The following is a 24,458-nucleotide window of genomic DNA, read 5'->3' as shown; positions in this document are numbered from 1 at the left end:
AATTTATATATAAAAATTATTTGTTAACGCAACAAAATAGCTAAACCATAAATAATGGTTTAGCTATTTTTACATTTTATTAAATTAATTTTAGCAAATTAGCCATCTCAATAGCTGTAACTGCTGCATCATATCCCTTGTTTCCAGCTTTAGTACCAGCTCTCTCTATAGCTTGTTCTATTGTATCGGTAGTTAAAACTCCAAATATAACTGGTAACTCCTCACTCAGTGATACAGATGAAATTCCCTTAGAAGCTTCTGCACATACATAGTCAAAATGAGGTGTTGACCCTTTTATAACAGCTCCCAAGCATATAACAGCATCATACTTTTTAGACTGTGCCATTTTTTTAGCAACTAGTGGGATTTCAAAAGCCCCAGGAACCCAAGAAACTTCGATACTATCTTCGTCTACTCCATGTCTTTTTAATCCATCTAACGCCCCACCTAATAATTTAGATACTATAAACTCATTAAATCTTCCAACAACTATCCCTATTTTAATATCTTTAGCTACTAAGTTACCTTCTATTATTCTCATATACAGCTCTCCTTTAGTCTAATTTATGTAATTTGCAATTATGCTAATAAATGCCCTAGCTTTTCTTTCTTTGTTTTTAAATAAAATGCATTAACATCATTATGATTCATTTGTATAGGTACTCTTTCTACTATATCTATCCCATGTTCACTTAAATCATTTATTTTTCTTGGATTATTTGTCATTAACCTAAGTTTTCTAGCTCCTAAATCTTTAAGTATATGAGCGCCTATAAAATACTCCCTCATATCTGCTTTGAATCCTAGTTTTAAATTTGCATCTACTGTATCAAACCCCTCATCTTGTAAGGCATATACTCTTAGTTTATTTATTAGACCTATACCTCTACCTTCTTGTCTTAGATATAATAATATCCCTTTACCTTCTTTTGCTATTGCTTTCATAGCTGCATCATATTGTTCTCCACAATCACAACGTTTAGAGCCTAATACATCTCCTGTTAAACATTCAGAGTGAACTCTTGTTAATACTTCATCACCTGGTAAAATATCTCCCATTACTAAAGCTACATGATGCTCTCCATTTAACTTATTTATAAATCCATACATTTTGAAATCTCCATATTTTGTTGGCATATTTGTTTCAACAACTCTTTCTATATGGCATTCATTACTTTTTCTATACTCAACTAAGTCTTTTATAGTTATAATTTTGAGATTATGTATTTTACAAAATTCTATTAACTCATCAGTTCTAGCCATGGTTCCATCCTTACTCATAATTTCACATATTACTCCTCCTGGTTTTAACCCAGCTAACCTAGCTAAATCAACAGCTGCTTCTGTATGTCCATTTCTGACTAAAACTCCACCTTTTCTAGCTTTTAGCGGAAATATGTGTCCTGGTCTTCTAAAGTCATTTGGAGTAGATTCTTTTTCTAATACCTTTTGTATAGTTAAAGCTCTTTCGTAAGCTGATATACCAGTTGTTGTTTCTATATGATCTATACTTACAGTAAAAGCAGTTTCATGATTATCAGTGTTGTCTTTTACCATTTGAGGAATATTTAGTCTTTTTAAATATTCCTCAGTAAGTGGCATACAGATAAGTCCCTTACCATAAGTTGCCATGAAGTTTATAGCTTCAGGAGTTACCTTTTCTGCGGCCATTAACAAATCTCCTTCATTTTCTCTATCTTCATCATCTATAACTACAACTATCTTACCATCCCTTATATCCTCTATTGCCTCTTCAATGTAATTAAATTTATACATTTTTTCTACCTCCAATTTATTTTAAATAAATCCATTTTCTTTAAGAAAAGTTTCATTTATATTGTTAGCTTGTTGTTTGTTAGGTTTACTAATTCCTAATAGCTTTTCAACATATTTGCCTATAATGTCACATTCTAGATTTACGCTATCTCCAATATTTTTGCTTGATAATATAGTTTGCTGTAGTGTATGTGGTATTATAGAAACCTTAAATACATCATCATCTACATATGCTATTGTTAGGCTTATTCCATCAATAGTTATAGAACCTTTATATACAATGTATCTAAGTATATCTACTGAAGTTTTTATGGTTATCCAAATTGCATTATCTTCCTTTTTTAAATCTTTTATATATCCTATACCATCTATATGTCCACTAACTAAATGACCTCCTAGTCTAGTGCTTAAACTCAATGCCCTTTCTAAATTTACCTTACTTCCTATTTTTAAAGTATTTAAATTACTTTTTCTAATAGTTTCTGCCATTACATCGGCTTCAAATGTTCCTTTGCTTATATTTGTTACAGTTAGACAAACGCCATTTGTACAAATGCTATCTCCTATTTCAGTTGTCTCTAAAACTTTATTACAATTAATAATAAGCTTAGATGACTTAACTCCATTTTTTATGTGCGTTATAGTACCGATTTCCTCAACTATTCCCGTAAACAATTAATTGTCACTTCCTTTCAAGTATCCTTCAATTAAAATGTCTGAACCTACTTGTTTATAGTCTAATTGATGAAGCTTAAATGCTTCTTTTATATCAGATACACCTTCTCCTCCAATTGGAGTTTTAGAGCTTTCCCCTCCTAGTATAATAGGGGCTACATATACTTGAACTTTATCAACTATATTTTCATTTATTGCTGAATAATTTAATCTTGATCCTCCTTCAATTAAAATACTATCTATCTTTAATTCCCCTAATTTATTTATCATTTCTTTTAGATCGACTAAGTTGTTTTTTAAATTAACAGTTAATATTTCAACACCTTTATCCTCTAGTAATTTCATTACATTTTTATTTGCATTTTTTGTAGTTACTACAATAGTTCTAATTGATTTTGAACTAAATACAATTTTTGAATCTATAGGTATTTTAAGTGTTGTGTCTACTATAATCCTTATTGGATTTTTACCGTTTTCTAATCTGCAATCTAACATTGGATTATCTTTTATAACAGTATTTATCCCAACCAATATACCCATTACTTCACTTCTTAACTTATGTACGTATCTTCTTGACTCATCACAGCTTATCCATTTTGATTGACCTGTAGTTGTTGCTATTTTCCCATCTAAACTCATGGCAACTTTCATAACTACAAATGGTTTTTTATTTTTTATATATTTTAAAAAAACTTCATTTAATTTTTTATTTTCTTTATCTAAAACTCCAACCTTAACTTCAATACCTGCATCTCTAAGTTTTTTAACTCCTTTTCCTTGTACTAGCGGATTTGGATCTACAGATGATATAACAACTTTATTTATTTTACTTTCTATAATTTTATCTACACAAGGAGGCGTTTTACCAAAATGAGAACAAGGTTCTAAATTTACATACATAGTTGATCCATTTAAACTCTGTCTTGAATTTTCAATTGCATTTATCTCTGCGTGTTTTCCTCCATACCTTTCATGATATCCTGTACCTATAATTTTGTTATCTTTAACTATAACTGCTCCAACCATAGGATTAGGATTAACTTTTCCTATTCCTTTTCTTGCAAGATTAATAGCTAAACCCATATAATATTCATCCATTATATTCTCCTTTCACATCTTGTGATTTATAAAAGAAAATAATAAAAGCCCTGAGTTTTAAACTCAGGGCTTTTGTATCATAAAAATACACATATTAAATTAATTAAAAAAGCTCTGAAATATAAAATATTTCAGAGCTTACAAATCAAAATAATAGTATATGCTTATATACATTATAATACATTATCTTCTTTCATCCAGACTTTACTGTCGGCTTCGGAGTTTCACCGAATCATGCCATTTACGGCTCGCGGGCTTTACCGCCGGTAGGGAATTTCACCCTGCCCTGAAGATTATTCAATTCTAATTAGATAATAATTCTTATATGTTAAATTGTCAACATATAAAATTAATTTTTTAATTAAATGACTTATGAATATATATATTGCTATCTACTACATTGTTGCTTTTTATTAATGCATATTTATAGTCATTTATAAAGTTTGAGTTCTCAGTTTTTATAATCCTTACTTCTTTAGAATTAGTGTTATTTGCTATATTTACAATGTTTACAGTAAAAAATTTTTCATTCGTATTTGATAGCAATTCTATTATTTTTTTCTGGCTTAATGTTGAACAAATTTCACCTATATCAACCATAATAATATATTTACTTTTGCATTTTTCTATTAATAAATTTAAGTCTTTATCATCGGAATAAATTATTTTAGCACCTATATTTTTTAATTCAGTTATGTCTAAACACTTGTTGCTAGTTACTATATTAAAATTAGATATTATCTCATTAAAACTTTTTACTGTGTTAATAATGCTAGTGTCATATTCGTCTGTTATCATTAGTGCACTTAATAAGTTATCGTTAGGAATACTTGCTTGTTCAAGGTTTTTTTTCATTTCTTTTATATCATATATTTTTTCGAAATTATTATTTGGATATTTGTAACTATTTCCTACTGGGCAATTTGTATACTTATTTAAACACTCTAGTGCTTTGCTTATTTTCCCACATTCAATATATGCTAAGCACTCCATAAAATATAAATCTTTAAAATGTGGAATTGACAATCTAATTTCTTCTATAAATTTTAAAGACTTATAAAATTGCTTTTCATTTGAATATGCCTTTACTATATTCATAATTAAGTATGGATAAAATACATAATTATATTTCATCTCCATAAGGTTTAAAGATTTTTCATAAGCCTCTATCGATCTTTTAAAATCTGTAATTCTTGCGTATTCATTACCTAAAACATAAAAATAATAGGCATCTTTTTCTTCTTCTGTGTATGTATTTAAAATCCCCATATTTCTTTTATATTTAGACTCTATATTAACCTTATTTGGGTCATATCCATAATGATAAATTTTAATATCTATATTTTCAATACACTTATCTTTATTATGTTTTTGAATACAATTAGCTATTTGTTCATGTACCTTCCCTCTAAATCTATACTTTCTTTTATTTTTAAAAAATCTAAAAACTCCATATTCTCCTACTTCAGTTCCTCTGATTATATTTGTTAGTCTAAAAAAATATCCCTCTGCTAATTTTTTGCTACTTAATAATGCTTTCAATTTTTCCAAATCTTCTTTTGAGATTTCTTCATCGGCATCTAAAAATAATATATAATCTTTGGTAGCATACTCTAAAGATACATTTCTAGCTTCACTAAAATCATTTTTCCATTTATGGTTTATTACCTTTGCGTTGTAATTACTACATATATTTAAAGTTTCATCATTTGATCCTGTATCCACAATTATAATTTCATCTGCTATTGACTCTATACTATCTAAACATCTCTTTATGTTTTTTTCCTCATTTTTGACTATCATACAAACACTCAAACTCTTCAATCTATCCACTCCCAATTATAAATTTAATAAAAATTTACTTTTATAAATATACAATTTGCTTTATTGATTTTAAAAAAGAGGCTTACCATAATTAATATGATAAACCTCTGAAATTTATAAATCTTTCCCAGTAAAATCTTTACTTGCACTTGTTAAAAAACCTATAGATGAAAACAATAAATTTTTAATTAATATTAAAGATGGATTATTTACATTAATATCTACTACATAAGCACATATGGTAACAATCATCGCCATTACAGCAAAAGTTCCTACCACTAAAATTTTAGTCTTTAATAACTTAGGACTAGAAGTGCATGTTTTGGTTGATCGCTCTAGTATATATCCTGCAATAGAAGAAAATGCTGTTCGTATAGTAACTAGGTTTCCAGTAGCGTCTAGTTCAGTATCGAAAATTGATATACACACAACTAAAAATGAAATTAATGCTAGAATTATTAAATATTTACATGCTATTCCTAGTTCGTTAAAAAATTTTTTTATTTCATCTAAAATAATTTTTATTCCTCTTTTTATCATATTAATCACCATCATAACTATTTAAATATAGTTACTTATTATAATATGTCTTTAAAATAAGCATTGTTACTTAATTGGAATCAATATCCATTTTAGTTTTATTTTATTTTTTTGGGTAATTAAATATTAGTTATAAATTTCATAAAAAAGGAAGCGATTTTAATGTTTGGTTTACTAGAAGGCCTAGTTGAGAAAAATAAGGAGTATATAAAAGATGGTGATGTTGCTAATTACATACCTGCCCTTTCTAAGGTAGATAAAAATCAACTAGGAATAGCTATTATATATTTGACAAAAGATGGCTATAAAGATTATTTTGCTGGAGATTATACTACTAACTTTGCAATTGAAAGTACATCTAAAGTTATTACACTTATAATGGCTATGATGGATCATTCTCCAGAATATGTTTTTCAAAAAATTGGTACTGAGCCCAGTGGTTTTCCATTTAATTCAATACTAAATATGAACATAAATAATAAAGAGGTTCCTTCTAACCCGTTCATAAATGCCGGCGCAATAGTAGTTAATTCTTTAATTAAAGGTAAAGATAGCGAAGAAAAAATTAATAGAATTTTAAATTTTACTAGGAAGTTAGCTAATAATGATTTTATAGATGTAAATGAGGAAGTTTACTTATCTGAAAAAAGAACAGGAGATATAAACAGATCTTTAGGTTATTATCTTAAAGGTAAAAATGTAATTTCAGGAGATGTAGAAGATATTTTAGACGCTTACTTTAAACAATGTTCTATATCTGTGTGTGCACTAGATTTAGCTAAAATAGGATCTGTATTAGCTAATAAAGGTGTTTGCCCTTGGAATAACAAAAAACTAATCCCTGAAGATATATGTACAATTACCAAATCAATAATGGTTACGTGTGGTTTATACGATGAATCAGGTTCATTTGCAGTGCATATAGGTGTTCCTGCTAAGTCTGGTGTTGGTGGTGGCATTTTGGCTACAGTTCCTAATAAAATGGGTATTGGTATATATGGTCCATCTCTTGACTCAAAAGGAAATAGTGTTGCAGGGATTAAGCTATTACAAGAATTATCTAAAACTTTAGATTTAAACATATTTGAATAAAGAAAAAGCAACCTAATATTTATTAGATTGCTTTTTCTTTAATTGATGACTTTATATAAATGATCCTATACAAAGCAATGCTATTGATAGTACCATTATCATTCCAACAAGTGGCATAACAAACTTCAACCATTTGTCATAAGTCACATTTACCATAGCAAGCGATGCTAATATTAAACCAGTTGGTGTTATTATACCAATTAAAAAATGGGTTTTTGCACGCTTCTATGTGTTGTAATTTCAATGGTTATATCTGAAAGTTTGTTATCAATGGTGACAATATGGTGACTGTAAATTTATATTTAATTATTATCCTTCACCTAAATTTAAATTAGGTAAAAATAGAAGAAGCCCTCACCTACTGGCAATAGGTAAGAGCCACCCAAAAAAACATCCATTTAATTGCTATACTATTAAGTCTTTAATTTCCTTACTTAATAGTATAACAAATAAGTTAAATCATATTCAAGTATAAATTTGGGGTTGGCTTTAGGATTTCTTCTATATCAAAGAGGAGAATGAAGAAGATGAAGTGTAGATTATTATTTAATGAAGAGCCAATAACAATAAATAGATTAGCAGCTAATGTATTAGGATTAAATGAGGCTATAGTAGTACAACAAATACACTACTGGCTAAACATTAATGAGAAAGCTAAGATAAATATATATGATGATAAAGTATGGACTTATAACACTTACGATGTATGGCAAAAAGAAAATTTCACTTTCTGGAGTGTTAGAACTTTAAAGTCTATATTTAAAAAATTAGAAGATAAAGGTATCTTAATCAAAGGTAATTATAATAAAAAGAAATACGATCGTACTTTATGGATAACTCTAGACTATAACAAATTAGAGGAATTATTATTACAGTATGAAAACGACACTGAATGTAACCATAACTCTGGTGAAAACATAGAAAACGTTGAAATTTCAACAAAGTGCAAAAATTACACTATGAGTGATTCCAACAAAGTGCAACATCTGCACAATGGAGAGTGCAATATCTTCACTATGGATAGTGCAACATCTGCACCACCTATACCAAAGACTACCAAAGACTATACAAAGACTTCTATTAGTACTACGCATAAAGATGCTGTAGTGGAAAAAATAGAAGCTCCTAATACAAATAAAGAACTTATAGAATCTACTACTCATTTAATAATCGACTCTTCTAATAAGGAATATAAGATTAAGAAATGGAAAAAAGATAGACTTGTAAAAGCTATTGATATATTTAAGCAACAAGAAGGTGTATATTTTTCTTTACTTGAGAAGATTTATAATGATGATAAGAACTTTGCTACATATCAATCTAAAAATGTTGCTCAGCAAGATAAACAAGTTAAAACTAGATTTCATAATATAAACCAAACTTTTACTAAATATAGCCCAGATGAATTAGAGAAAATACTTCAAGAAAGTCAAAAGGATAAATTTAAATAGGATTGTATTATTAAAATGATATTAAAATGATATTAAAATGATATTAAAATGTTTATTAGGTAAAGTTCAAAATTAGGAACTTTGTTAATTTCAAATATAGTATTTGCAATAAGTTTAAGTATCAATCCTTATAAGTAAAAATATAATATAGATATAGGTATTAGTATTACTGTTCGTCACAACAAGTTGTTCCTCATCTGTTCAAAACGATAAAACATGTTTTGCCCAGAAAATTTTTATATTGCTTTGTGAATGAAGAGTAGTAAAATTAAAATGATATTAAAACTTAGACAAAGTATATGTCTAAAATAAAAACGAAATACAGTAATTGCAATGGTTACAAAGGTTGTTCCTAAAGAGAAGATATAATAAACTTAAATAGGGGGTATTATTATGAAATATGGAGTAAGAAAACCAAGTTTAAAGAAATCTATTAGTGCAAGAACTACAGGTAGAGCTAAAAGGGCTGTTAAAAAAGCTGTTATTCCAGGTTACGGTACAAAAGGAAGAGGTTGGGTAACTAACCCCAAAAAAGCAGCTTACAATAAAGTTTATAAAAAAACTACATTCTCGATTTTTGATATATTTAAATTGTTTAAGTAATTGAAAATACTATAATTGTACATTCTTTACTCTATATAAACGTTGAAATTCCAATGATTATATGAAATGTTCATATATTTACTTTTTGATTTTGTTCGTGTTATACTCTTAAAAAACAACTTTAGGAGGAAATATGTACACACGTATAAGTAACTCTGATTTTAGAAAATTAATCAAATTTAATCAAGATAGAACCTTAGAATTAGAGGTAATTAGTGATAATATTAATTTTTCTGATTCTTTTAAATTTTACTCATCATCTGATACAAATGATTCAATTATAATTTCTGGGTTTAAAGATAAAAATAAAGAGATTTTAATTAATTCATTTAAACTTAAAACTAGCTCTATTTCACAAGTTAGAGTTGCTTTTGATGAGAACTATCAAAACAATAGAAATAACAGTAATTTAAAGTTAATCTTAGACGATAACTCATTGATTAGCATTAGCTTTGAAATATCTATTGAACTTAATTGAACTTAATTTTCTGTTATGTGTATTTCCATTTTAGGAACTCAAATGCATTAAGTAAGCGCTAATGAAATAGTAATTTCAAAGGGGTGTCCAAAATGAGAACACCTTAAAATAGTGCTCTATAAAGAATGCTTATAGTGCTTATTAAGCACATCAGGTAATTATAAATATATGAACTAAATAATAGTTATAACTCATGAGAAGCTGATGCAAGGATTGTTTGCATGAGGTTAAATTAGTATAAGTAAAACTAAAGGCGATAATATCGTACTCAGGTCAAAAGAAATTGATGAAGGTTAAAAGCTGGTGGCAAGATTGTTTACATCAGGTCAAAATGAAAAGATAATCACTCGTACAAATAATACGAGTTCAAACTTTCTATTCGTATGAAGTTCTAATATTAATGAGAAAATAACTATTACAAATAGTAATAGTGCGGAAAGAAGATTTATCTAACTGAGGATGAAAAGCTGAAACGTACAATATACGTATCAGGTCAAAATAGAGAAATGTGGTTAGGTTATTGCAAAATAGTACAAGCTGATTTCCCTTTTATAATGTAAGTTCATATACTTCTGTACGTCACTAAACTTCCTTTACAGAAGTATATGAAACTGTACAAGATAAATGTTCCACTTTTAATACAAATGTACAAATAAATTTCAAGCTAACAAATTCTAGAATGAAAATTTATCACTTTAGAATTACACTCAATATCATTCTCTTCATTGTTTGTGCTACATGGATTATCATAATTTATATTTAATTTAGGAGGTAGTTTAGTTATAAATGGTCTTAATACTCCATTTTCATCAGGGATTAAGTTTAAACTATGGAATCTTTCAAGGTTTAATAAGTCTTCCATCTCATAAGGTTTAAGTTCTTCTGATAATAGTTTAAAGTTAACTTTATCACTTCCCGCTAATAACATATAACTAAATCCTGCTCCCTTTAGGTCATCTAATATATGTTCTAGTTGTAAAAGGCTCTGAGTGGCAAATACAGGCTTTAATCTATACTTTCTCATTTGTGTTAGAAGTGGTTTAAGATAATTAGTTACAATTGGAACTTGGTGTGGTTCATCTATCATGAAATGTACTCTCTTCAACTCTTCTCCATTTGACTTAGAGTACCTATTGACACATGCTTCCCAAATCCTAGTAACAAAGTATAGAGTTAGCATATTTTTCATATGTTGAGATCCAAATTTATCTTGTCTCATTTTAATAACTATTACTTTACCTTCATTAAAGTATTCTTCAAAATTAATATTATCAGCTACATTCTTTTGTAACATATATTCTAGACGTGGAGATTCAGCCATGACACTTACTCTATCAAGTATACGTTCTATTTTACTTTCACAGGTTTCACCATTGTCTTCTCCTTTTAAGTCTCCTTTTGTATGTTTATCATTTAGTTTAAGTAAGTTTCTAACATGCTTATCACAAAATGATTTAAATTCTTCTGGTATATTAGCTATTAAATTCATTCTAGTATCATAGAACTCTAAACAGTCTATTATTTCTCTAAAGCTAGCATGTTGGTTTACAGCATATGTTATATTAGCAGCACTAACAAAAAATCTCCTCATAGCACTTGTTAGATCTTGACCGAAATTAAAGCTATTAATTAATTGAGTTATTAATTGACTCTTTTCAGATATTACATCTAGTTTATCCATTAAGTCCATATCATCAGTGTAATACTTCTCATTGTAAGCTATACTTTCCATACACTCCATTTTAGATAAGTCTTTTAATACTAATTTATCTTTAGGTACAATTTGCTGTATAGTATTAGCTAAATCATTGTTTCCTATATAATCTAGGATAACAAGACTATCACCATGTTTAATACAATCATTAGAATAATTCTTCAATCCTTCAGTTTTACCACTTCCCTGTTTTCCTGTTATAGCTAAACCTGTATCTTGATCAGGATTAGGATTAAGATATGATTTATGAGACTTACCTTTTCTACTAGATATACCCGTAGATATATATCCCTTCTTACATATATTAGGTACAGATTCCTCATTTATAGAATTTGATTCTATATTGTGTTTAGTTATCAATTCCTTACCCGGTTGGACTACTATACTTCCAACTTCTTCTGCAGACATAAGATTTGATGATACTTGACTTGGTAGGCTACATTTATTTAGATCTACTTTAAGCTTATTTGACAGCTTCTTAGCTCTTAATGTATTATCTCCATCTAACTCATTGAATGACTGAGCTAAAGATTGTATATTAGTTTTTTCAATATTTTTATCTTTAGATTCACTCATAAGTAATATTTGTGTTGATATTATATCTAGTTGGCCTTTAGTCTTTGTATCTTTAGATAAATCTTTCTTTTGTAATACTCCTAATGTTCTATTTAGTGCAGTCATATCATCAGATTTTCGTTTCTCTCCTAATAACTCAGATACTCCAGATAATATATCTTCTCCACCTCTAATTAATATCCTTAATGCTGATTTTAAAATGGAATCTCTATTTAATCTTATTTTATCTAGACTTTTTCCCTCTTTTACTTTATCCATTGCCTTATTATAGTTAGTTTGAAATCCTAGTTTTTTATATGGACTCATATAGTTGAAGTTATAATAGATACCTAATTTATCTCCCGAACTCATAATATCTACTACATTAAGTTGTTTAGCTAGTATTTCATTAGATTTTTTATCTGCTATATTTAAAGATAAAGCATCTTCTTTAGTAAACTCCATGCTTATTTTACTACAATTATCTTTCAATGTAGGTATGTCTAAAACTCTTTTTACTTCTACTTTATCCCAACAACTAGATAGCTGATCTAATACTAATGAGTTGTATATACTTGGAACTATTAAATAAAACTCTATTCCTTCATCCTTAGATATATAAATGTAGTAAGCTATTTTCGTAGGGGCTTCTACAAACCACGTCTTTTCTTGCTTATATATTCTCTTTGATATACCCTTATAGCATTTATTTATAACCTTAGATATTTCAGTAGATTTATAATTTCTAGTATTTTGATGAGGTATTATTTTGTAATAACTTAATTGTTGCTTAGTACTTAGTAATTGAAAATAGTCTGTTATTTTTATAGATTTCATATACGTTTAGCCTCCTTATGTTTATCTTCTAAGAAATTCAAATTCTTTTCATGACTTTCATTTTTCTGGCCATTATAATGATTCTTACATCCTTCAACGAATAAACACATATGTCCATCCATACCATTTCCTTTTACTTTATCGTAGTTCTCACCTTTTCCATATCCGTTAGATCTTCTATTTAATTCTTTTAAATAAGGTTCTTTGTCTATACCTGCATGGCCTACCATAAAGCTACTTCCCAAATACGAACTACCGTCCTCTAATAAAATTATTACAGGTCTTCTTTTACCTCCTCTTCCACTATCCATTATCTTCTTTATATTCTCATTAGACTCCTTATCTATAGGTTCTACATCTGCATGCTTTCCTCCGCCCATTCTAGAACAAACTATATAGTACCCCGTATAATAATCTATCATTACAAACTTTTCATCTACACTTAGTTCTTTATCAAATTGATTCCAATCTATCATCTGTGATTGCTTTATAATTTCATTACGTTGATAATCATCTATTCTATACTCATTATTAGCAAAGGACTTACTAGGAACTATTAACACCAACATTATTAATAAGATACTAACTATTTTCTTACAATGCTTTATAGCTAAATTAATTATTTTCATATAATCATACCCCCTATAAAGTTGCTATTATAGCTGCTATAACAAGAACTAGCACAATATATTTTGTAGTATCTTTAAATCCTAAAAATCTAAGAACTATTAATATAGCTAGAATAATTAAAACTATATCTGGTGCAATACCTTGTAGTTTATCTATTAAGAAGCTCGGATCTTTAATTGATTTACCTATAAACTTTACTACTTCGCTGCATCCTTTAAAGAATCCACCTATTACATCGCACATAGTATTAAAATTATCTACTGCCTCTTGAGTTCTAGATAGCTTACCATTTGGAGATTTTGTGAGGATACTTTCTATAAGAGTTTTTGCATCTTCTAATGTTTTAGGACTGAATAATAGCATTCTACTTTCCTCCTAATCTAAAAATCATGTCTACCGCTCTAGGTAAAAACTTAATCATTAACGCAAAAGAAGTATACTTTACCGCTACCTTACCTATTTGTTCTACAGTTCCGCTTACAACACATTTAATACATTCTACTGCTGCCCCTAATAGGCATATACCAAAGCAAGCATCTTTTATAATTTCATACATTTCTAAAGCTATATCTGTTATTCCACCTGCATAAACAGTTAAAGTTGTTGAAGGTATTGAAAGAGCTAGCATCATAACTAATCTTACATAGAATACTTTATTTTCTTTTATATGTCCTATTATCTTATCTAGAGTATTAAAATCTACTGTATTAAAATCAAATTCTATTATTTCACTTCTTCTAAATTCTCTAATTACACTAACTTTTTCAGTCATCATTTCAGTTATTGTGTTCCCGTTTACTAATATTTTCATGGATAATTCCCCCTTGAAGTGTTTAAAATAATCTCAATAATATTTATCTTTGGAGGTGTTGACGTGTCTGCTTGCGCTATTCATTTTCTAAAAATGCTAGGTTGGTTAGGCGGAGCTTGGCTAATTAAGATGTTACCTTAGATTTTAAGAAGGATTTTAGATTCTTTTGTAGAATATAGTTAGAGAATTATATTTTTATAATTCCTTAATTATTTGGACTCTTATTGCTTTCTCAGGGCTAGTAGGAGTCCTTTTAACTATTCAGATCTTTTCTTTTGATACTCTTTAAATTTATCGTCTTTTTCTATAAGCATTTTTACATATACACTTAATCCTATACTCGGTATAATTTCTTCTTCTAAAAAATTATATATTTCTAAATCTCTTACATTCTCTTTAAATGATAATTGCTTTCTTAATTTTGACATTTTAATCCTCCTTAATTAATGTGTACTTTTAATGTACTCTTACTCTATTTATATGCACTAGTACACACAAAGTTGCTTGTACAAAATATATAAAAGGTAATCTTGATATTGGAAATTTATGTTATTATATATAATGAAAATATTTAATTAATAAAGGAGGAAAAATTTATGTTTAACAGTCGTATTATGAGAGATAAAGTAGATTTACTAAAATTGAATGGAGATGTATACAGTGATATAAGGTCTAATGTACAGCCTAATTTAATTTTAATAGATGATGAATCTATTCCAATAGAAGAGGGAGATACACTAGTTCGTATATTGCCAAATAATCTATGTGAAAATTATATAGTAAAAGATAGAGGTTTTTTTGCTGGGGCAGGGCGTATACAAGCTCACTATCAAGTTAAAGTTGAAAAAGAAAATATTCATAAAGAAAAAACTGTATCTTCGCCTGTAAACAACTTTTATGGAAACATAACTAATTCTCAAATACAGCAAAATGTTCGAAATTCAAATCAAACTATGAATATAAATGAAAGTTATGATAAAAAAAATGAACTCAAAGCTTGGTTGGATGATACATTAAAGCAAAACTTATCAAGTATTCCTTTAGAATCAGCTAAATTAGATACTGTTGAAAACGCTTTAAAAAATATAGAGGCCGAGCTTGAAAAGTCAAATTCAAAACCAAGTATTATAAAAGAGGGGCTTTCATCAATAAGAACTGTATTAGAGGGAGCCGCTGCTAATTTAGTTGCTTCTGGTTTACTGTATCAATTATCACAATTTTAATAGGGGGTTTATATGTCAAGTTTAATTTTAGAACTTCAACAAAAAGCTTTAGATGAAAATATTAGTATTTCAACTCTACTTAGATATGCTTTAGTTGTATCTAAGAAATTAAAGATACAAGATTTTGAGAATTGGATTTCAGCTGAACTTAATGGTTATCAAAACTCTAGCATTAAGCTTCCTGAATATAGAAAGTTAACTGGAGAATGCAAAGCATTTAACCGTATTTCAGGATATGTTCCAGTTGTTCTTGATGAAACTTGTAGTGCTGAAAATATGGTTACAACAGCTAACTTTTCTAATCCTTTACCTGAGTTAGAATTTTTAATCAATCAAAATAGCGATAATAGCATAAGTGTAGCCTATCCTCCAAATGTTGAAAGTGTACTAAGAAAAATATTAGAACATGGAGATAGTTTTAAATTTTCATTATCTATCGGAAAATCTAAGATTCAAGTTGTATTGGACAATGTTAAAAATACAATATTAAATTGGGCTTTAGATTTAGAGCAGGAAGGTATTTTAGGAGAAAATATGACTTTTACCGTCGAAGAACAACAAAAAGCTATAGAAAAAAGTTATATAAATAATTATTTTTATGGTGATGTAAGTGATTCACAAATACAACAAAATTCTGAGAATTGTACTCAATCTACTCAGTATTAATCCTGAATAAAAAAATTAGGCTATAAATACTCAAATCAATGAATATCTATAGCCTCTCTATTTTAAAACACGATATATTATCTTTGCAACTCGTTCTCTTCTCAGTTATTAAGTTGTATCCAATGCTTTCTAAATATTTATTTAACTGTTTAGTTTTAGTATAATTAAATCCTTTTATATTATTAACGAACCCTCTTAATTGATTTACTGTTACAACTTCGTGTTCATTTTCTTTTCTAGCTAATAATCCAAGTGTCATTACATATCTATCTATATAAAATTTTACTTTATCATCTTCATCTAAATCAAAATGTTCTATGTAAAACTTATCTTCAACTTTATTATTGTACTCATTTAAAAGTGAATACAGTAGTTTTAAAAAATTAGTATTTAAGTACTTATAATTAACTTGATTTGTATTCTTGAATTGAATTATAGGCCTATAAATATCTACGTCTAAATTATATACAATATTTGATAAGGTTTTATTATTATCTAATTCTTTAGCTATTAATTTAAGTTGCTCACTCCTTTTATCACTTAAAACTATCATTTCAAAAAGTTTAATAAATTCAACGTCTCTTACATTATAGCTACTATCATTTAAGTATAACATTCTATCTGTTTTAGCATATTTATCTAATGAGTTTATCATACCATCTCTAACTTGCTTTCTATTTGAATTTCCAAATGCTCCTAGATAATTTCCATCTTCATCAAACTTACTTAATGTGTCTCTTTGTTTTTTCATAAATATAGAATTTGATTTGTTAGTTAAATATCCTAATAAATTATTAGAATCATTAACCTCTCCATCTATCGTATAATAATCATTTTCTCCTATTTTATCAATTAAAGTTTTACCATTGTCATCTTCTTTATAAGCGTTCATTTCAAAACTTATATTATCTTTATCCACTTTTCTAGTCTTATTTTTCTTCTCTTTTTCATCCCAATAATACTCTAAATAGTATCCTTGATTGTCATGTTTATATAATTGTTTCCTTAATAAATTTTTAATAACAGTGTACATCATAGCACACATTGTATTTATTTTTTCTTCATCTTTTAGTACTTCTTTAAAATCTTCCACCGAATTTACTGTGATCCCTCTTTTCTCTAAAGTACTATTAAATTTACCATTTACTAAATCATTTAAAGTTATATATCCTAAAACTCTTGCTTCTTGTAAGTATTCTTCTTTACTTTCATCGTCCAATATTGATCCTTTATGTAATTCTTTTACTATCTTTTCTACAGTTCTAAAAAACAGATCAAGATAACTTTCTTTTTCAAACTTTTTGTGTCTGATATAGTTACCATACACCATTTCATATTTTTTCTTTTTAGCGTTATAAGCATACTTTTGTTCCATACGCCATTCTTATAATTTCATCTATTATTCCCTTTTCTATAACTCTGCCATCTTCTTTGAAATCTCTAAATCTATCTAACTTCAATATCTCCTCTACTTTTATTAACCCCATTTTATATACCCCTTTTCATTTTAATTTTGCATAAAAAAAAGAGGTATAATTAATATACCTCTGGATTAAACTTTACTTTTATAAAAACTTAATAAATTGTTATAAATAAAATCATTATCTTTTAATTGATCCACTGAAGATACTAGCCCCTCTATCGATAAATAACCTAAAAACATATTTGTAATCTGCTCTTTAGAGTATTCTGTATTGTATCTATCTATAATATCTTCTATATTCTCTATATGATTAATCTTATCTTCAATTTCTCTTATTTTAAGTTCATAGTCATTGATATTAGACTCCAAATCTAACTTATTTTTTTGTCTTGAAATTATTCCATCTTCTAAAACTTCATCAAGTGTATTTTTTAAATCGTTTGTTGCTAAAATAAGATTTTTAAATTCTTTATTTATTTCATTTGTTTCACTATATTTAGCATCAACTAACATTTCTTCTAGAGAGGAAGACTTCATCATTATATCTTTTGCATTAATCTTAACATTCCCATAGCTATCTATATCTAATGTCTTATTTCCATTCCCATCTGTTACTGATAAATTCCTAGCATCTATATAAGTACCTTTTACTGCCCCAGAGTCTATAACATCTGCATTAAGGGATCCTATTAAAGCACTATTTATCGCTGCATTCTCAAAGTATTCTGCTCCATCTGCTATTTTAGTAGTTGATTCTGATACTTGAGCTGAAAACTCTGTAAATTTACCATGTGTATTGCAAGCTCTAACTCTATAATACCAAGTTTGTTTAGGTTTAACTTCATGTAAGAATACACTGGCTTGACCTTTGAATATCATATTGTCGGGAGTTGGGTTAAAATTCTCTAATTGACTTGCATATACTTCATAGTTGTAATACATCTTATTTTCATAAGTCCAACTTATTTCTATAGTTGAAAATCTACCCTTAGTTGAAACAATAGGTATTTGAGGAAGTGTATTGGGGAAATTGCTATTATCTATAGATGGCTTATCCTTATCTCCTCCACCAGTTGAGTTACCACCTATAACACTACCTAAATTATCAGTTATAGACGGAAGTACATGTCCTAATATTATTTCTTTTGTGGCTTTTATATCTCTTATAGAATATCTTTCTTCAACTATCCTACTTTCTACATTTATATCATACTCTTCATCAACTATTATTATAGAATCGCCTAAGTTTGTTTTTAAATGCTCATATCCAATTACACCAGATAAATCATTTACCAATACTTTATATGATGCTGTCGGTTCTTTTGTTTCTTGTAACTTGTCCCATGTAGCTTGAAGTAATTCTTCGGTATTTTCTATATCTTTATTTTCATATATTCCTTCTATTCTTCCCCATTTTGCTATAGCATCTAAATCCTCAATATATTTATTTCCTAGAGGTTTATTAGCGGGGTTATTTGGAATACTCCATTCTACATCTTCAAATGTAATAAGCCTTGTATTTCCACCATTTTCTGTTTCTAAAGATTTTCCTCTACCATATAAAACTGTAAAATGATTATCCATTATCTCATTTTTTACAACTTCTTCTACATTTGTATCATAGGTAAATCTTATTCCTGTATCTTCGCCAAGTCTATGTTTTATATCCACATATCTGTTAGCTATAGCTGTATTATCCTCATTAAATTCAAATCTAAAGTCTAATTCTCCACCATATGTATTTACTATCTCGTTTATAGCTTTTAAGCTTGATATAAAATAATAATTTAATGTACCTATATGAAACTCATCAACTATACCAACTTTATATTTGGTTCCTTCTAATGCTTTTGTTAAAGCCTCTTTACATGTACCGTCAACTATTCTCTTATCTTCTATTATCTTATCGTTCAAGCTATAATAATCATGCTGACAAAATACATTTACCTCATTACTATCACTATAGCTTGTCTCTACTTCTTCTATCGTAAAAAGTTGGAATATATCATTTTCATCACGAAATCCAACCTTATTTTTTCTAATCAAGTTTTTACTGTTTTTTATATCTGTAAAAAATTTATACGTATAATCTTTATTTAAAACTCTCTTATATTCATCATCATAAAAATCGTCTATTATTTCTAATAAAACTTCATCTTTGTTAAATATATATAGCATAATTTACCACCTCTCATATAATAAAAAAGAGAGGGATAACCTCTCTCTATATGTATTCATTCCTATATTTTATTTCTACTAAAGCATTTCCTACTTCTAAAGTATACTGATTCTTTCCTTCTGTAATTTCATGAAATCTACTATCTAAAGTTAAAATAGGCATATTAATTTCATTATTTCTAAGTACTTTCTTTGTTTTTAAGTTTATTTCAATAGTTTCACCTGCATTAAAATCACCTTTGAATTTTATATAGTTGTTATACTTACTATTTTTTATCCCAAGCTTAACTTCAGAGCATCTACTTGTTATTGTAAATTTTATATTTGGGTATGTATTCGCTAAGCCATCATAAGTTAATATAGTTGTATTTGACGTATTGCTATTTCTTGTTGTTTGTAATTTACGTTTTAAATATCCAGGAAATACTAGCTTATTTTCAAACTCAGATATCCTATTAGGATTTAGACATATAAACTCCAAAGTAAATATACCTTCAATTATGTCATTTTTAATATCACCAGCATTATTTACTATGGCCATATAATACTCATCTTCGTATCCTGGTAAAACTAATTTAGAAGGTTTCCAATCATCGCCTTTAACCCATTTAACTATAGCATTTAAATCCTCTTTTTCAATTAAGTGACCTTTTTCAAAAATAGTACTAAGTTCTAATTTAATTACTTTGTTACCAAACTTTATCTTTTTATGTTTTGATCCATGATTAGAAGATGCTAATATATTATCAACATCTCCTAGTAATTGTATCTTTATATCTTTAAGAATAATGAAGTCGGGTATCCTTACATTATTAAAAAATATATTAACGTGCATAAGAATAACCCCCTCTTCTATTATTTCTAGTTATTTCTCTTTGCATTTCTTTAGATACTATTTCGGCTATTTTCTTCATATCTGATTCAGATTGAACCTTTATATCTGAAAAATTAATGTTAATATTGTAATTTACATTTTCATTTGGATTGCTATCTTTTAAAAACTTCTTAGCACTGTTATCAAAATAGCCTTGTATATTATCAATAGGTAATATTGCTTCTCTTTGATTACCTATTCCATTGTTTGCATCGCCAATTCCAATATTACCCAATACTGTTGGCTTAGTAAATATTGCACCTTTGTGATACCAATCTATGCCGAATTTTGGAACACTTGGAGGATTTAAACTAAATTTACCTGAAATGCTAAAGTGTGGCATTTTTAATTTAGGTAATGACCAACTAAAGTTAAAAAATCCTTTTATTTTATCTATAGCACTCTTTACAGTATTTTTAGCTGCATCCATTACCCCTTTTATAGTACTTTTTATATTATCAAAGATACCTTTTACTATCTGTTTTGCACCTGCCAAGTCACCACTAAATACAGCTTTGATGAGTCCTATAACTAGTTTTACATGGTTAAATGCACCAGTAAATAAAGTACTAATCACAGTCTTTATTCCTGTCCAAATAGTGCTAGTAACTCCTTTTATAGTATTCCATGCTGCAGATATAATAGATTTCATATTCGATATAAGTGTTTTTACATTATTTACTGCACCAGTTACTAAATTTACTATAACATCCTTGATAGCTTGCCATGTACTTGATGCTACAGATTTTATATTATCCCAAGTAGTGTTTATCCAAGTTTTAGCTTGATCCCACTTTGACTTAACCCATTCTACACATTGTGAAACTAGATTTGATACAGTAGTTTTTATATTGTTCCATATTTCACTTGCTTTAGCGGAGAGTTCGTCCCAGTGTGTTGCTAAGTATATCCCGGCTCCAACTAAAAGTGCTATAACTGCTACTATTGCAGCTATCACCCCAACAACCGGTAAAGACATTGCGCTAAATGTTAACATAGCCATACCTGCCATACCTATAACCATAATTATCGGCCCGACTATAGCTAGTAAAATTCCCAATCCACCTACAACCATTAATATAGTTTGAACTAATTCAGGATTTTTGTTTGCCCAATCTGCTACTTTTTCAGCAACTCCAACAAACTTCTGAACTAATGGTTCTAATACTGGAAGAAGTTTTTCTCCTATAGATCCTGCAGTTTCTTTTACGGATTGCCATAATAGTTTTAGCTGCATACCAAAGCCATTAGCCTCTTGTTTTGCTAGACCTTGAGCGGAAGATCCTTGTCTCATAACTTCATTATAAACAGCCATCATTTTCTCTGTATCAGATAATTGATTCCAAGATTTACCTAAGCCTTTTACGAATTCACTGTTTTCTAATGATGCAGCAGAAACATTGACACCAAACGCATCTAAGGCTTCATAGTTCAATTTTTGTTATCGCACAGGCTTTTTATCCTCTGCTTCTATATGTCACCATATAGTTCAGCATACATTTTCACCATATCAATATTGACTTAGGTGTCGAACACTCGTGGGAGAGTTATATTCTATACTTTTTTGCATTAAAAAAGCATAGGTTCATCTCCTATGCGTTACGGTGATAATTAACTTTTAAATTAATTATTTACCTCGGTATTGTCTTTTGTTAAAAGATATCTACCGATTTTGCTCGATTATCTATGCTACATTTCTGTAGCTAGGGGCAACTATATTACCCATAAGTCCAGATTTAAACCTTCCCATAGCTTCATCAAAAGGCATATCTGTAACAGCAGCTAAATCTGCAACTAAATTCATAGTTTCACCGCTTAAATTAGATGTCTCTTTAGTTGTTAAACCCATATTCTTATAAAATGTAGACATTGTTGTTGCACTGTTTTTATATTGTTGACTTGTTAAACCTATAGATTTCGCATTCTTAGCGTTTGCATCTATACTCTTTTGAATAGACTTGTCTAAATTATTGTATAAGAATTGTTGTCCTGCTACCTCGGCACTCCAGTTTGCACCTGCCATAACTATCCCGCCTATAGATGTTACTATACCTGCACCTATTGCGGTCATTGTTTTTCCTGTTGAAACTAAACCTTGACTTACATTACTAACAAAATCTCGATTTATTTTAGAACCACTTGAACTCATTTTAGAGTCAGTGTTATTAGCTTCTTGTTGAACATTCTTTAATCCTTGTATAGCTTTGTCCTTATCTACGTTAACAGTCCAGGACATATTACCTAATTCACTCAATTACATCACCTCTTTTTCAAAACTAAAAGATGATAAAATATCTTGGCTTTCTTTAATAATCTCATCTCTAGTTTTATGGTTATTTTTAACTTTGGTGATATTTACCGTTCTACATTTATCCTTATATTCTTTAAATGGTATAAACTTCTCAGACATTAACATTTGACTATTCCAAGTCATATACAATCTATCATCAAAGTACTTCTCTACAACAGAATCGATTAAATCTATAACCGAATCTAAATCTTCATCTAATATCTGAAAGTAACAGTTATGTTGTGCAAGAATCCCTTTCAGGACATTATCCCCTACTTGTTCATCTTCTTGAACAAACCCTGAAAAGACTTCGAGTTAAATACGGCCATTATCATTTCTACAACCTCATCTATTTCCTTTTCCTCTATTTCCTTCTCTTTTACACCATATATAGTAGCCATAGTTTTATTAAACTCTTTTTCAACTTCTGGTAATTTTTCTATTATATCAAAAGCAAATTCTATACCTGAGTCATTTAAAACCACATCTATATCAGATATTTGTTTGGCTATATCAACATGTTCATTTAGTAACCTCATAGCAACTTCTTCTGTTATATCCTCATCTTTATTTTCATTTCTGGAATATAACTCTCTAAATAACATATCTTTCTTAGCACTTAACTGCATCTGTTCTTTAGACATTTTTATTATCTTATCTTTTATATTCATTTTCTTTATCAATCCAAGTAGTGCGAAACCTATTTTAGTTGTAATCTTTATATCTTTCATATATTTATTTCATCCTCTCTATATTTATTTAATAAAAAAGACTAGAAATTAATCTAGTCTCTAAAATTTGATATTAGTTTTATTTAGTTGGAGCTTTAGGATAATAAACATCTATTGGCATTTCATCAGATCCTATAGTATAAGCGCCTACAAACGCCATTTTAAATCCTGCCTCTTCTCCATCTTTTTGTTCAAATGCTAATCCTTCTCCGTTGTAAGCATTCTTTATATGTATTATGCATGGTTCATTAGATTTATATAGTTTACCAACTAAAACTAAGTCCTTATGATTTAGTTTCATGCTAGGTATAAACTTATCAAATTTAGTGGATGATGTTTTATCTTTTACAAATCCACTGGCTTCAAGAACATCAGATGTTATTTCTAAAGCCTCCGTTTCTGCTTTAACTTCCCAACATAAAACCCTATCCATATCAGCTATCTTCTTACCTTTTCTACCATTAAACTCTATTTCTCTTATATTTGGTTTGGCTTCAACTTTTAGTCCACCTCTAGTAACACCTAAAACCTTCTCTTCAGTTAAAACAGTTGTAAAATCGTCTGGGTTAGACATATCTATATCGCCATAATAAACCGTAGCAACATCTAATAATAATTCTTTCATTTTATCACGTCCTTTTTAGTATTTATTTAAGTTGTAACTTAATATCCAATGTTCATATTCATCATCTTTAGCATCTATTAACCAGACTGGTTTTTTAGTTACTCTGATATTATTTATTATTTTTTTATTAGTTTCTTTATCAATTGTATCAACTAGGAATAATAATTCATTGAGTTTAGACTTTAATGACACAAGATGAACATCTAAAGTTATAACATCCTTATATTCATAACCTAAAATTGTATTTAATTCAAAATACATCCCTACTTCATTATCATAATCAAAGTCTAAAGGTAACTCTTCATTAAGACATTCATGAAATGTATTTAAATGCTTTCCTATTTTTTTTATGGTGTCTATCATT

Annotated in this window: 28 protein-coding genes and 1 riboswitch; of the genes, 6 read left to right on the top strand and 22 right to left on the bottom strand. The window is 28.4% G+C overall.

The genetic code is table 11. The features are described 5' to 3' along the window. Positions 1 to 79: 79 nt before the first annotated feature. The 6 genes from ribH to VN21_RS17470 form a co-directional block, all read right to left on the bottom strand. The gene (gene ribH / locus VN21_RS17495) at positions 80 to 541 is read right to left on the bottom strand and encodes a 6,7-dimethyl-8-ribityllumazine synthase (RefSeq protein WP_046824400.1); all 462 of its coding nucleotides are present in this window, start codon (positions 539 to 541) and stop codon (positions 80 to 82) included. Positions 542 to 579: 38 nt separating this feature from the next. Next, on the bottom strand, positions 580 to 1,776 hold the full coding sequence (locus VN21_RS17490; RefSeq protein WP_046824399.1) for a bifunctional 3,4-dihydroxy-2-butanone-4-phosphate synthase/GTP cyclohydrolase II: 1,197 nt from the start codon (positions 1,774 to 1,776) through the stop codon (positions 580 to 582). 21 nt (positions 1,777 to 1,797) lie between these two features. Beyond that, entirely contained in the window at positions 1,798 to 2,451 is a 654-nt protein-coding gene (gene ribE / locus VN21_RS17485) for a riboflavin synthase (RefSeq protein WP_046824398.1), read from the bottom strand. Beyond that, positions 2,452 to 3,549, bottom strand: a complete 1,098-nt coding sequence (ribD, locus tag VN21_RS17480) for a bifunctional diaminohydroxyphosphoribosylaminopyrimidine deaminase/5-amino-6-(5-phosphoribosylamino)uracil reductase RibD (protein ID WP_046824397.1) — start codon at positions 3,547 to 3,549, stop codon at positions 2,452 to 2,454. A gap of 181 nt (positions 3,550 to 3,730) precedes the next feature. Further along, positions 3,731 to 3,847: riboswitch (FMN riboswitch) on the bottom strand. Between the two features lie 59 nt (positions 3,848 to 3,906). Continuing rightward, a complete protein-coding gene (locus VN21_RS18055; protein WP_052952142.1) occupies positions 3,907 to 5,373 on the bottom strand; it encodes a glycosyltransferase family 2 protein in 1,467 nt (488 codons plus the stop codon). A 114-nt stretch (positions 5,374 to 5,487) separates the two neighbouring features. After that, positions 5,488 to 5,913, bottom strand: a complete 426-nt coding sequence (locus tag VN21_RS17470) for a hypothetical protein (protein WP_046824396.1) — start codon at positions 5,911 to 5,913, stop codon at positions 5,488 to 5,490. A gap of 162 nt (positions 5,914 to 6,075) precedes the next feature. On the opposite strand from VN21_RS17470, the gene glsA reads away from it, so the two are divergent. Further along, positions 6,076 to 7,005, top strand: a complete 930-nt coding sequence (gene glsA / locus VN21_RS17465; protein WP_046824395.1) for a glutaminase A — start codon at positions 6,076 to 6,078, stop codon at positions 7,003 to 7,005. A gap of 51 nt (positions 7,006 to 7,056) precedes the next feature. Here glsA and VN21_RS18490 read toward each other — a convergent pair whose 3' ends face one another. Beyond that, positions 7,057 to 7,197, bottom strand: coding sequence for a hypothetical protein (locus tag VN21_RS18490; RefSeq protein WP_226896734.1), 141 nt, complete (start codon positions 7,195 to 7,197; stop codon positions 7,057 to 7,059). A 335-nt stretch (positions 7,198 to 7,532) separates the two neighbouring features. On the opposite strand from VN21_RS18490, the gene VN21_RS18050 reads away from it, so the two are divergent. The 3 genes from VN21_RS18050 to VN21_RS17450 all read left to right on the top strand — a co-directional run bounded on the left by VN21_RS18050 (position 7,533) and on the right by VN21_RS17450 (position 9,537). After that, positions 7,533 to 8,456: a hypothetical protein gene (locus tag VN21_RS18050; RefSeq protein ID WP_052952141.1), complete on the top strand. Its 924-nt coding sequence runs from the start codon at positions 7,533 to 7,535 to the stop codon at positions 8,454 to 8,456. Between the two features lie 393 nt (positions 8,457 to 8,849). Beyond that, entirely contained in the window at positions 8,850 to 9,059 is a 210-nt protein-coding gene (locus VN21_RS17455) for a hypothetical protein (RefSeq protein ID WP_021433006.1), read from the top strand. Positions 9,060 to 9,192: 133 nt separating this feature from the next. After that, positions 9,193 to 9,537, top strand: coding sequence for a hypothetical protein (locus tag VN21_RS17450; RefSeq protein WP_046824394.1), 345 nt, complete (start codon positions 9,193 to 9,195; stop codon positions 9,535 to 9,537). 664 nt (positions 9,538 to 10,201) lie between these two features. On the opposite strand, the gene VN21_RS17445 is transcribed toward VN21_RS17450, so the two are convergent. The 5 genes from VN21_RS17445 to VN21_RS18810 form a co-directional block, all read right to left on the bottom strand. Next, positions 10,202 to 12,643 carry a type IV secretory system conjugative DNA transfer family protein gene (locus tag VN21_RS17445; RefSeq protein WP_046824393.1) on the bottom strand — a complete coding sequence of 814 codons (2,442 nt, stop codon included), beginning with the start codon at positions 12,641 to 12,643 and terminating at the stop codon, positions 10,202 to 10,204. Then, positions 12,640 to 13,272, bottom strand: coding sequence for a hypothetical protein (locus VN21_RS17440; protein WP_046824392.1), 633 nt, complete (start codon positions 13,270 to 13,272; stop codon positions 12,640 to 12,642). Before VN21_RS17440 ends, VN21_RS17445 begins: the two co-directional genes overlap by 4 nt. 13 nt (positions 13,273 to 13,285) lie before the next feature. Beyond that, the gene (locus tag VN21_RS17435) at positions 13,286 to 13,636 is read right to left on the bottom strand and encodes a hypothetical protein (RefSeq protein WP_046824391.1); all 351 of its coding nucleotides are present in this window, start codon (positions 13,634 to 13,636) and stop codon (positions 13,286 to 13,288) included. A 1-nt stretch (position 13,637) separates the two neighbouring features. Then, positions 13,638 to 14,084, bottom strand: coding sequence for a hypothetical protein (locus VN21_RS17430; RefSeq protein WP_046824390.1), 447 nt, complete (start codon positions 14,082 to 14,084; stop codon positions 13,638 to 13,640). Between the two features lie 257 nt (positions 14,085 to 14,341). Further along, complete coding sequence (locus VN21_RS18810) at positions 14,342 to 14,512, bottom strand: hypothetical protein (RefSeq protein ID WP_161794425.1); 171 nt, start codon at positions 14,510 to 14,512, stop codon at positions 14,342 to 14,344. A gap of 168 nt (positions 14,513 to 14,680) precedes the next feature. Here VN21_RS18810 and VN21_RS17425 point away from each other — a divergent pair, with 168 nt between their 5' ends. Together VN21_RS17425 and VN21_RS17420 are read left to right on the top strand one after the other, a co-directional pair. After that, entirely contained in the window at positions 14,681 to 15,307 is a 627-nt protein-coding gene (locus VN21_RS17425; RefSeq protein ID WP_046824389.1) for a hypothetical protein, read from the top strand. Between the two features lie 12 nt (positions 15,308 to 15,319). Further along, positions 15,320 to 15,973, top strand: a complete 654-nt coding sequence (locus VN21_RS17420) for an AbiTii domain-containing protein (protein ID WP_046824388.1) — start codon at positions 15,320 to 15,322, stop codon at positions 15,971 to 15,973. Positions 15,974 to 16,019: 46 nt separating this feature from the next. On the opposite strand, the gene VN21_RS17415 is transcribed toward VN21_RS17420, so the two are convergent. The 10 genes from VN21_RS17415 to VN21_RS17375 form a co-directional block, all read right to left on the bottom strand. Next, entirely contained in the window at positions 16,020 to 17,348 is a 1,329-nt protein-coding gene (locus VN21_RS17415; RefSeq protein WP_046824387.1) for a hypothetical protein, read from the bottom strand. Next, positions 17,326 to 17,460: a hypothetical protein gene (locus VN21_RS19290; protein ID WP_264303205.1), complete on the bottom strand. Its 135-nt coding sequence runs from the start codon at positions 17,458 to 17,460 to the stop codon at positions 17,326 to 17,328. Before VN21_RS19290 ends, VN21_RS17415 begins: the two co-directional genes overlap by 23 nt. Before the next feature lie 65 nt (positions 17,461 to 17,525). Next, positions 17,526 to 19,574, bottom strand: a complete 2,049-nt coding sequence (locus tag VN21_RS17410; RefSeq protein ID WP_046824386.1) for a phage tail spike protein — start codon at positions 19,572 to 19,574, stop codon at positions 17,526 to 17,528. 46 nt (positions 19,575 to 19,620) lie between these two features. Further along, positions 19,621 to 20,409 carry a phage distal tail protein gene (locus VN21_RS17405; protein ID WP_046824385.1) on the bottom strand — a complete coding sequence of 263 codons (789 nt, stop codon included), beginning with the start codon at positions 20,407 to 20,409 and terminating at the stop codon, positions 19,621 to 19,623. After that, a complete protein-coding gene (locus tag VN21_RS17400) occupies positions 20,399 to 21,883 on the bottom strand; it encodes a phage tail tape measure protein (RefSeq protein WP_046824384.1) in 1,485 nt (494 codons plus the stop codon). The genes VN21_RS17405 and VN21_RS17400 overlap by 11 nt, the downstream gene beginning before the upstream one ends. 249 nt (positions 21,884 to 22,132) lie before the next feature. Beyond that, positions 22,133 to 22,702 carry a hypothetical protein gene (locus VN21_RS17395; RefSeq protein ID WP_046824383.1) on the bottom strand — a complete coding sequence of 190 codons (570 nt, stop codon included), beginning with the start codon at positions 22,700 to 22,702 and terminating at the stop codon, positions 22,133 to 22,135. After that, positions 22,703 to 22,882, bottom strand: coding sequence for a hypothetical protein (locus VN21_RS17390; RefSeq protein ID WP_046824382.1), 180 nt, complete (start codon positions 22,880 to 22,882; stop codon positions 22,703 to 22,705). It abuts the gene before it with no gap. Positions 22,883 to 23,010: 128 nt separating this feature from the next. Next, complete coding sequence (locus VN21_RS17385; RefSeq protein WP_046824381.1) at positions 23,011 to 23,469, bottom strand: hypothetical protein; 459 nt, start codon at positions 23,467 to 23,469, stop codon at positions 23,011 to 23,013. A 79-nt stretch (positions 23,470 to 23,548) separates the two neighbouring features. Next, a complete protein-coding gene (locus tag VN21_RS17380) occupies positions 23,549 to 24,094 on the bottom strand; it encodes a hypothetical protein (RefSeq protein WP_046824380.1) in 546 nt (181 codons plus the stop codon). Between the two features lie 15 nt (positions 24,095 to 24,109). Next, positions 24,110 to 24,457: a hypothetical protein gene (locus VN21_RS17375; RefSeq protein ID WP_046824379.1), complete on the bottom strand. Its 348-nt coding sequence runs from the start codon at positions 24,455 to 24,457 to the stop codon at positions 24,110 to 24,112. Position 24,458: the final 1 nt, after the last annotated feature.

The sequence above is a fragment of the Paraclostridium benzoelyticum genome, from assembly GCF_001006285.1.
Lineage (GTDB): Bacteria > Bacillota > Clostridia > Peptostreptococcales > Peptostreptococcaceae > Paraclostridium > Paraclostridium benzoelyticum.
The sequence above is the reverse complement of the archived record's forward strand: the minus strand, read 5'-3'. Positions and strand labels throughout refer to the sequence as shown.

Bases quoted from the DNA above. Each gene is read 5' to 3' on its own strand.
- ribH (WP_046824400.1), bottom strand. From the start codon at position 541: ATGAGAATAATAGAAGGTAACTTAGTAGCTAAAGATATTAAAATAGGG.
- VN21_RS17490 (WP_046824399.1), bottom strand. From the start codon at position 1,776: ATGTATAAATTTAATTACATTGAAGAGGCAATAGAGGATATAAGGGAT.
- ribD (WP_046824397.1), bottom strand. From the start codon at position 3,549: ATGGATGAATATTATATGGGTTTAGCTATTAATCTTGCAAGAAAAGGA.
- VN21_RS17470 (WP_046824396.1), bottom strand. From the start codon at position 5,913: ATGATAAAAAGAGGAATAAAAATTATTTTAGATGAAATAAAAAAATTT.
- glsA (WP_046824395.1), top strand. From the start codon at position 6,076: ATGTTTGGTTTACTAGAAGGCCTAGTTGAGAAAAATAAGGAGTATATA.
- VN21_RS18050 (WP_052952141.1), top strand. From the start codon at position 7,533: ATGAAGTGTAGATTATTATTTAATGAAGAGCCAATAACAATAAATAGA.
- VN21_RS17455 (WP_021433006.1), top strand. From the start codon at position 8,850: ATGAAATATGGAGTAAGAAAACCAAGTTTAAAGAAATCTATTAGTGCA.
- VN21_RS17450 (WP_046824394.1), top strand. From the start codon at position 9,193: ATGTACACACGTATAAGTAACTCTGATTTTAGAAAATTAATCAAATTT.
- VN21_RS17445 (WP_046824393.1), bottom strand. From the start codon at position 12,643: ATGAAATCTATAAAAATAACAGACTATTTTCAATTACTAAGTACTAAG.
- VN21_RS17440 (WP_046824392.1), bottom strand. From the start codon at position 13,272: ATGAAAATAATTAATTTAGCTATAAAGCATTGTAAGAAAATAGTTAGT.
- VN21_RS17435 (WP_046824391.1), bottom strand. From the start codon at position 13,636: ATGCTATTATTCAGTCCTAAAACATTAGAAGATGCAAAAACTCTTATA.
- VN21_RS17430 (WP_046824390.1), bottom strand. From the start codon at position 14,084: ATGAAAATATTAGTAAACGGGAACACAATAACTGAAATGATGACTGAA.
- VN21_RS18810 (WP_161794425.1), bottom strand. From the start codon at position 14,512: ATGTCAAAATTAAGAAAGCAATTATCATTTAAAGAGAATGTAAGAGAT.
- VN21_RS17425 (WP_046824389.1), top strand. From the start codon at position 14,681: ATGTTTAACAGTCGTATTATGAGAGATAAAGTAGATTTACTAAAATTG.
- VN21_RS17420 (WP_046824388.1), top strand. From the start codon at position 15,320: ATGTCAAGTTTAATTTTAGAACTTCAACAAAAAGCTTTAGATGAAAAT.
- VN21_RS17415 (WP_046824387.1), bottom strand. From the start codon at position 17,348: ATGGAACAAAAGTATGCTTATAACGCTAAAAAGAAAAAATATGAAATG.
- VN21_RS19290 (WP_264303205.1), bottom strand. From the start codon at position 17,460: ATGGGGTTAATAAAAGTAGAGGAGATATTGAAGTTAGATAGATTTAGA.
- VN21_RS17410 (WP_046824386.1), bottom strand. From the start codon at position 19,574: ATGCTATATATATTTAACAAAGATGAAGTTTTATTAGAAATAATAGAC.
- VN21_RS17405 (WP_046824385.1), bottom strand. From the start codon at position 20,409: ATGCACGTTAATATATTTTTTAATAATGTAAGGATACCCGACTTCATT.
- VN21_RS17390 (WP_046824382.1), bottom strand. From the start codon at position 22,882: ATGACTTGGAATAGTCAAATGTTAATGTCTGAGAAGTTTATACCATTT.
- VN21_RS17385 (WP_046824381.1), bottom strand. From the start codon at position 23,469: ATGAAAGATATAAAGATTACAACTAAAATAGGTTTCGCACTACTTGGA.
- VN21_RS17380 (WP_046824380.1), bottom strand. From the start codon at position 24,094: ATGAAAGAATTATTATTAGATGTTGCTACGGTTTATTATGGCGATATA.
- VN21_RS17375 (WP_046824379.1), bottom strand. From the start codon at position 24,457: ATGATAGACACCATAAAAAAAATAGGAAAGCATTTAAATACATTTCAT.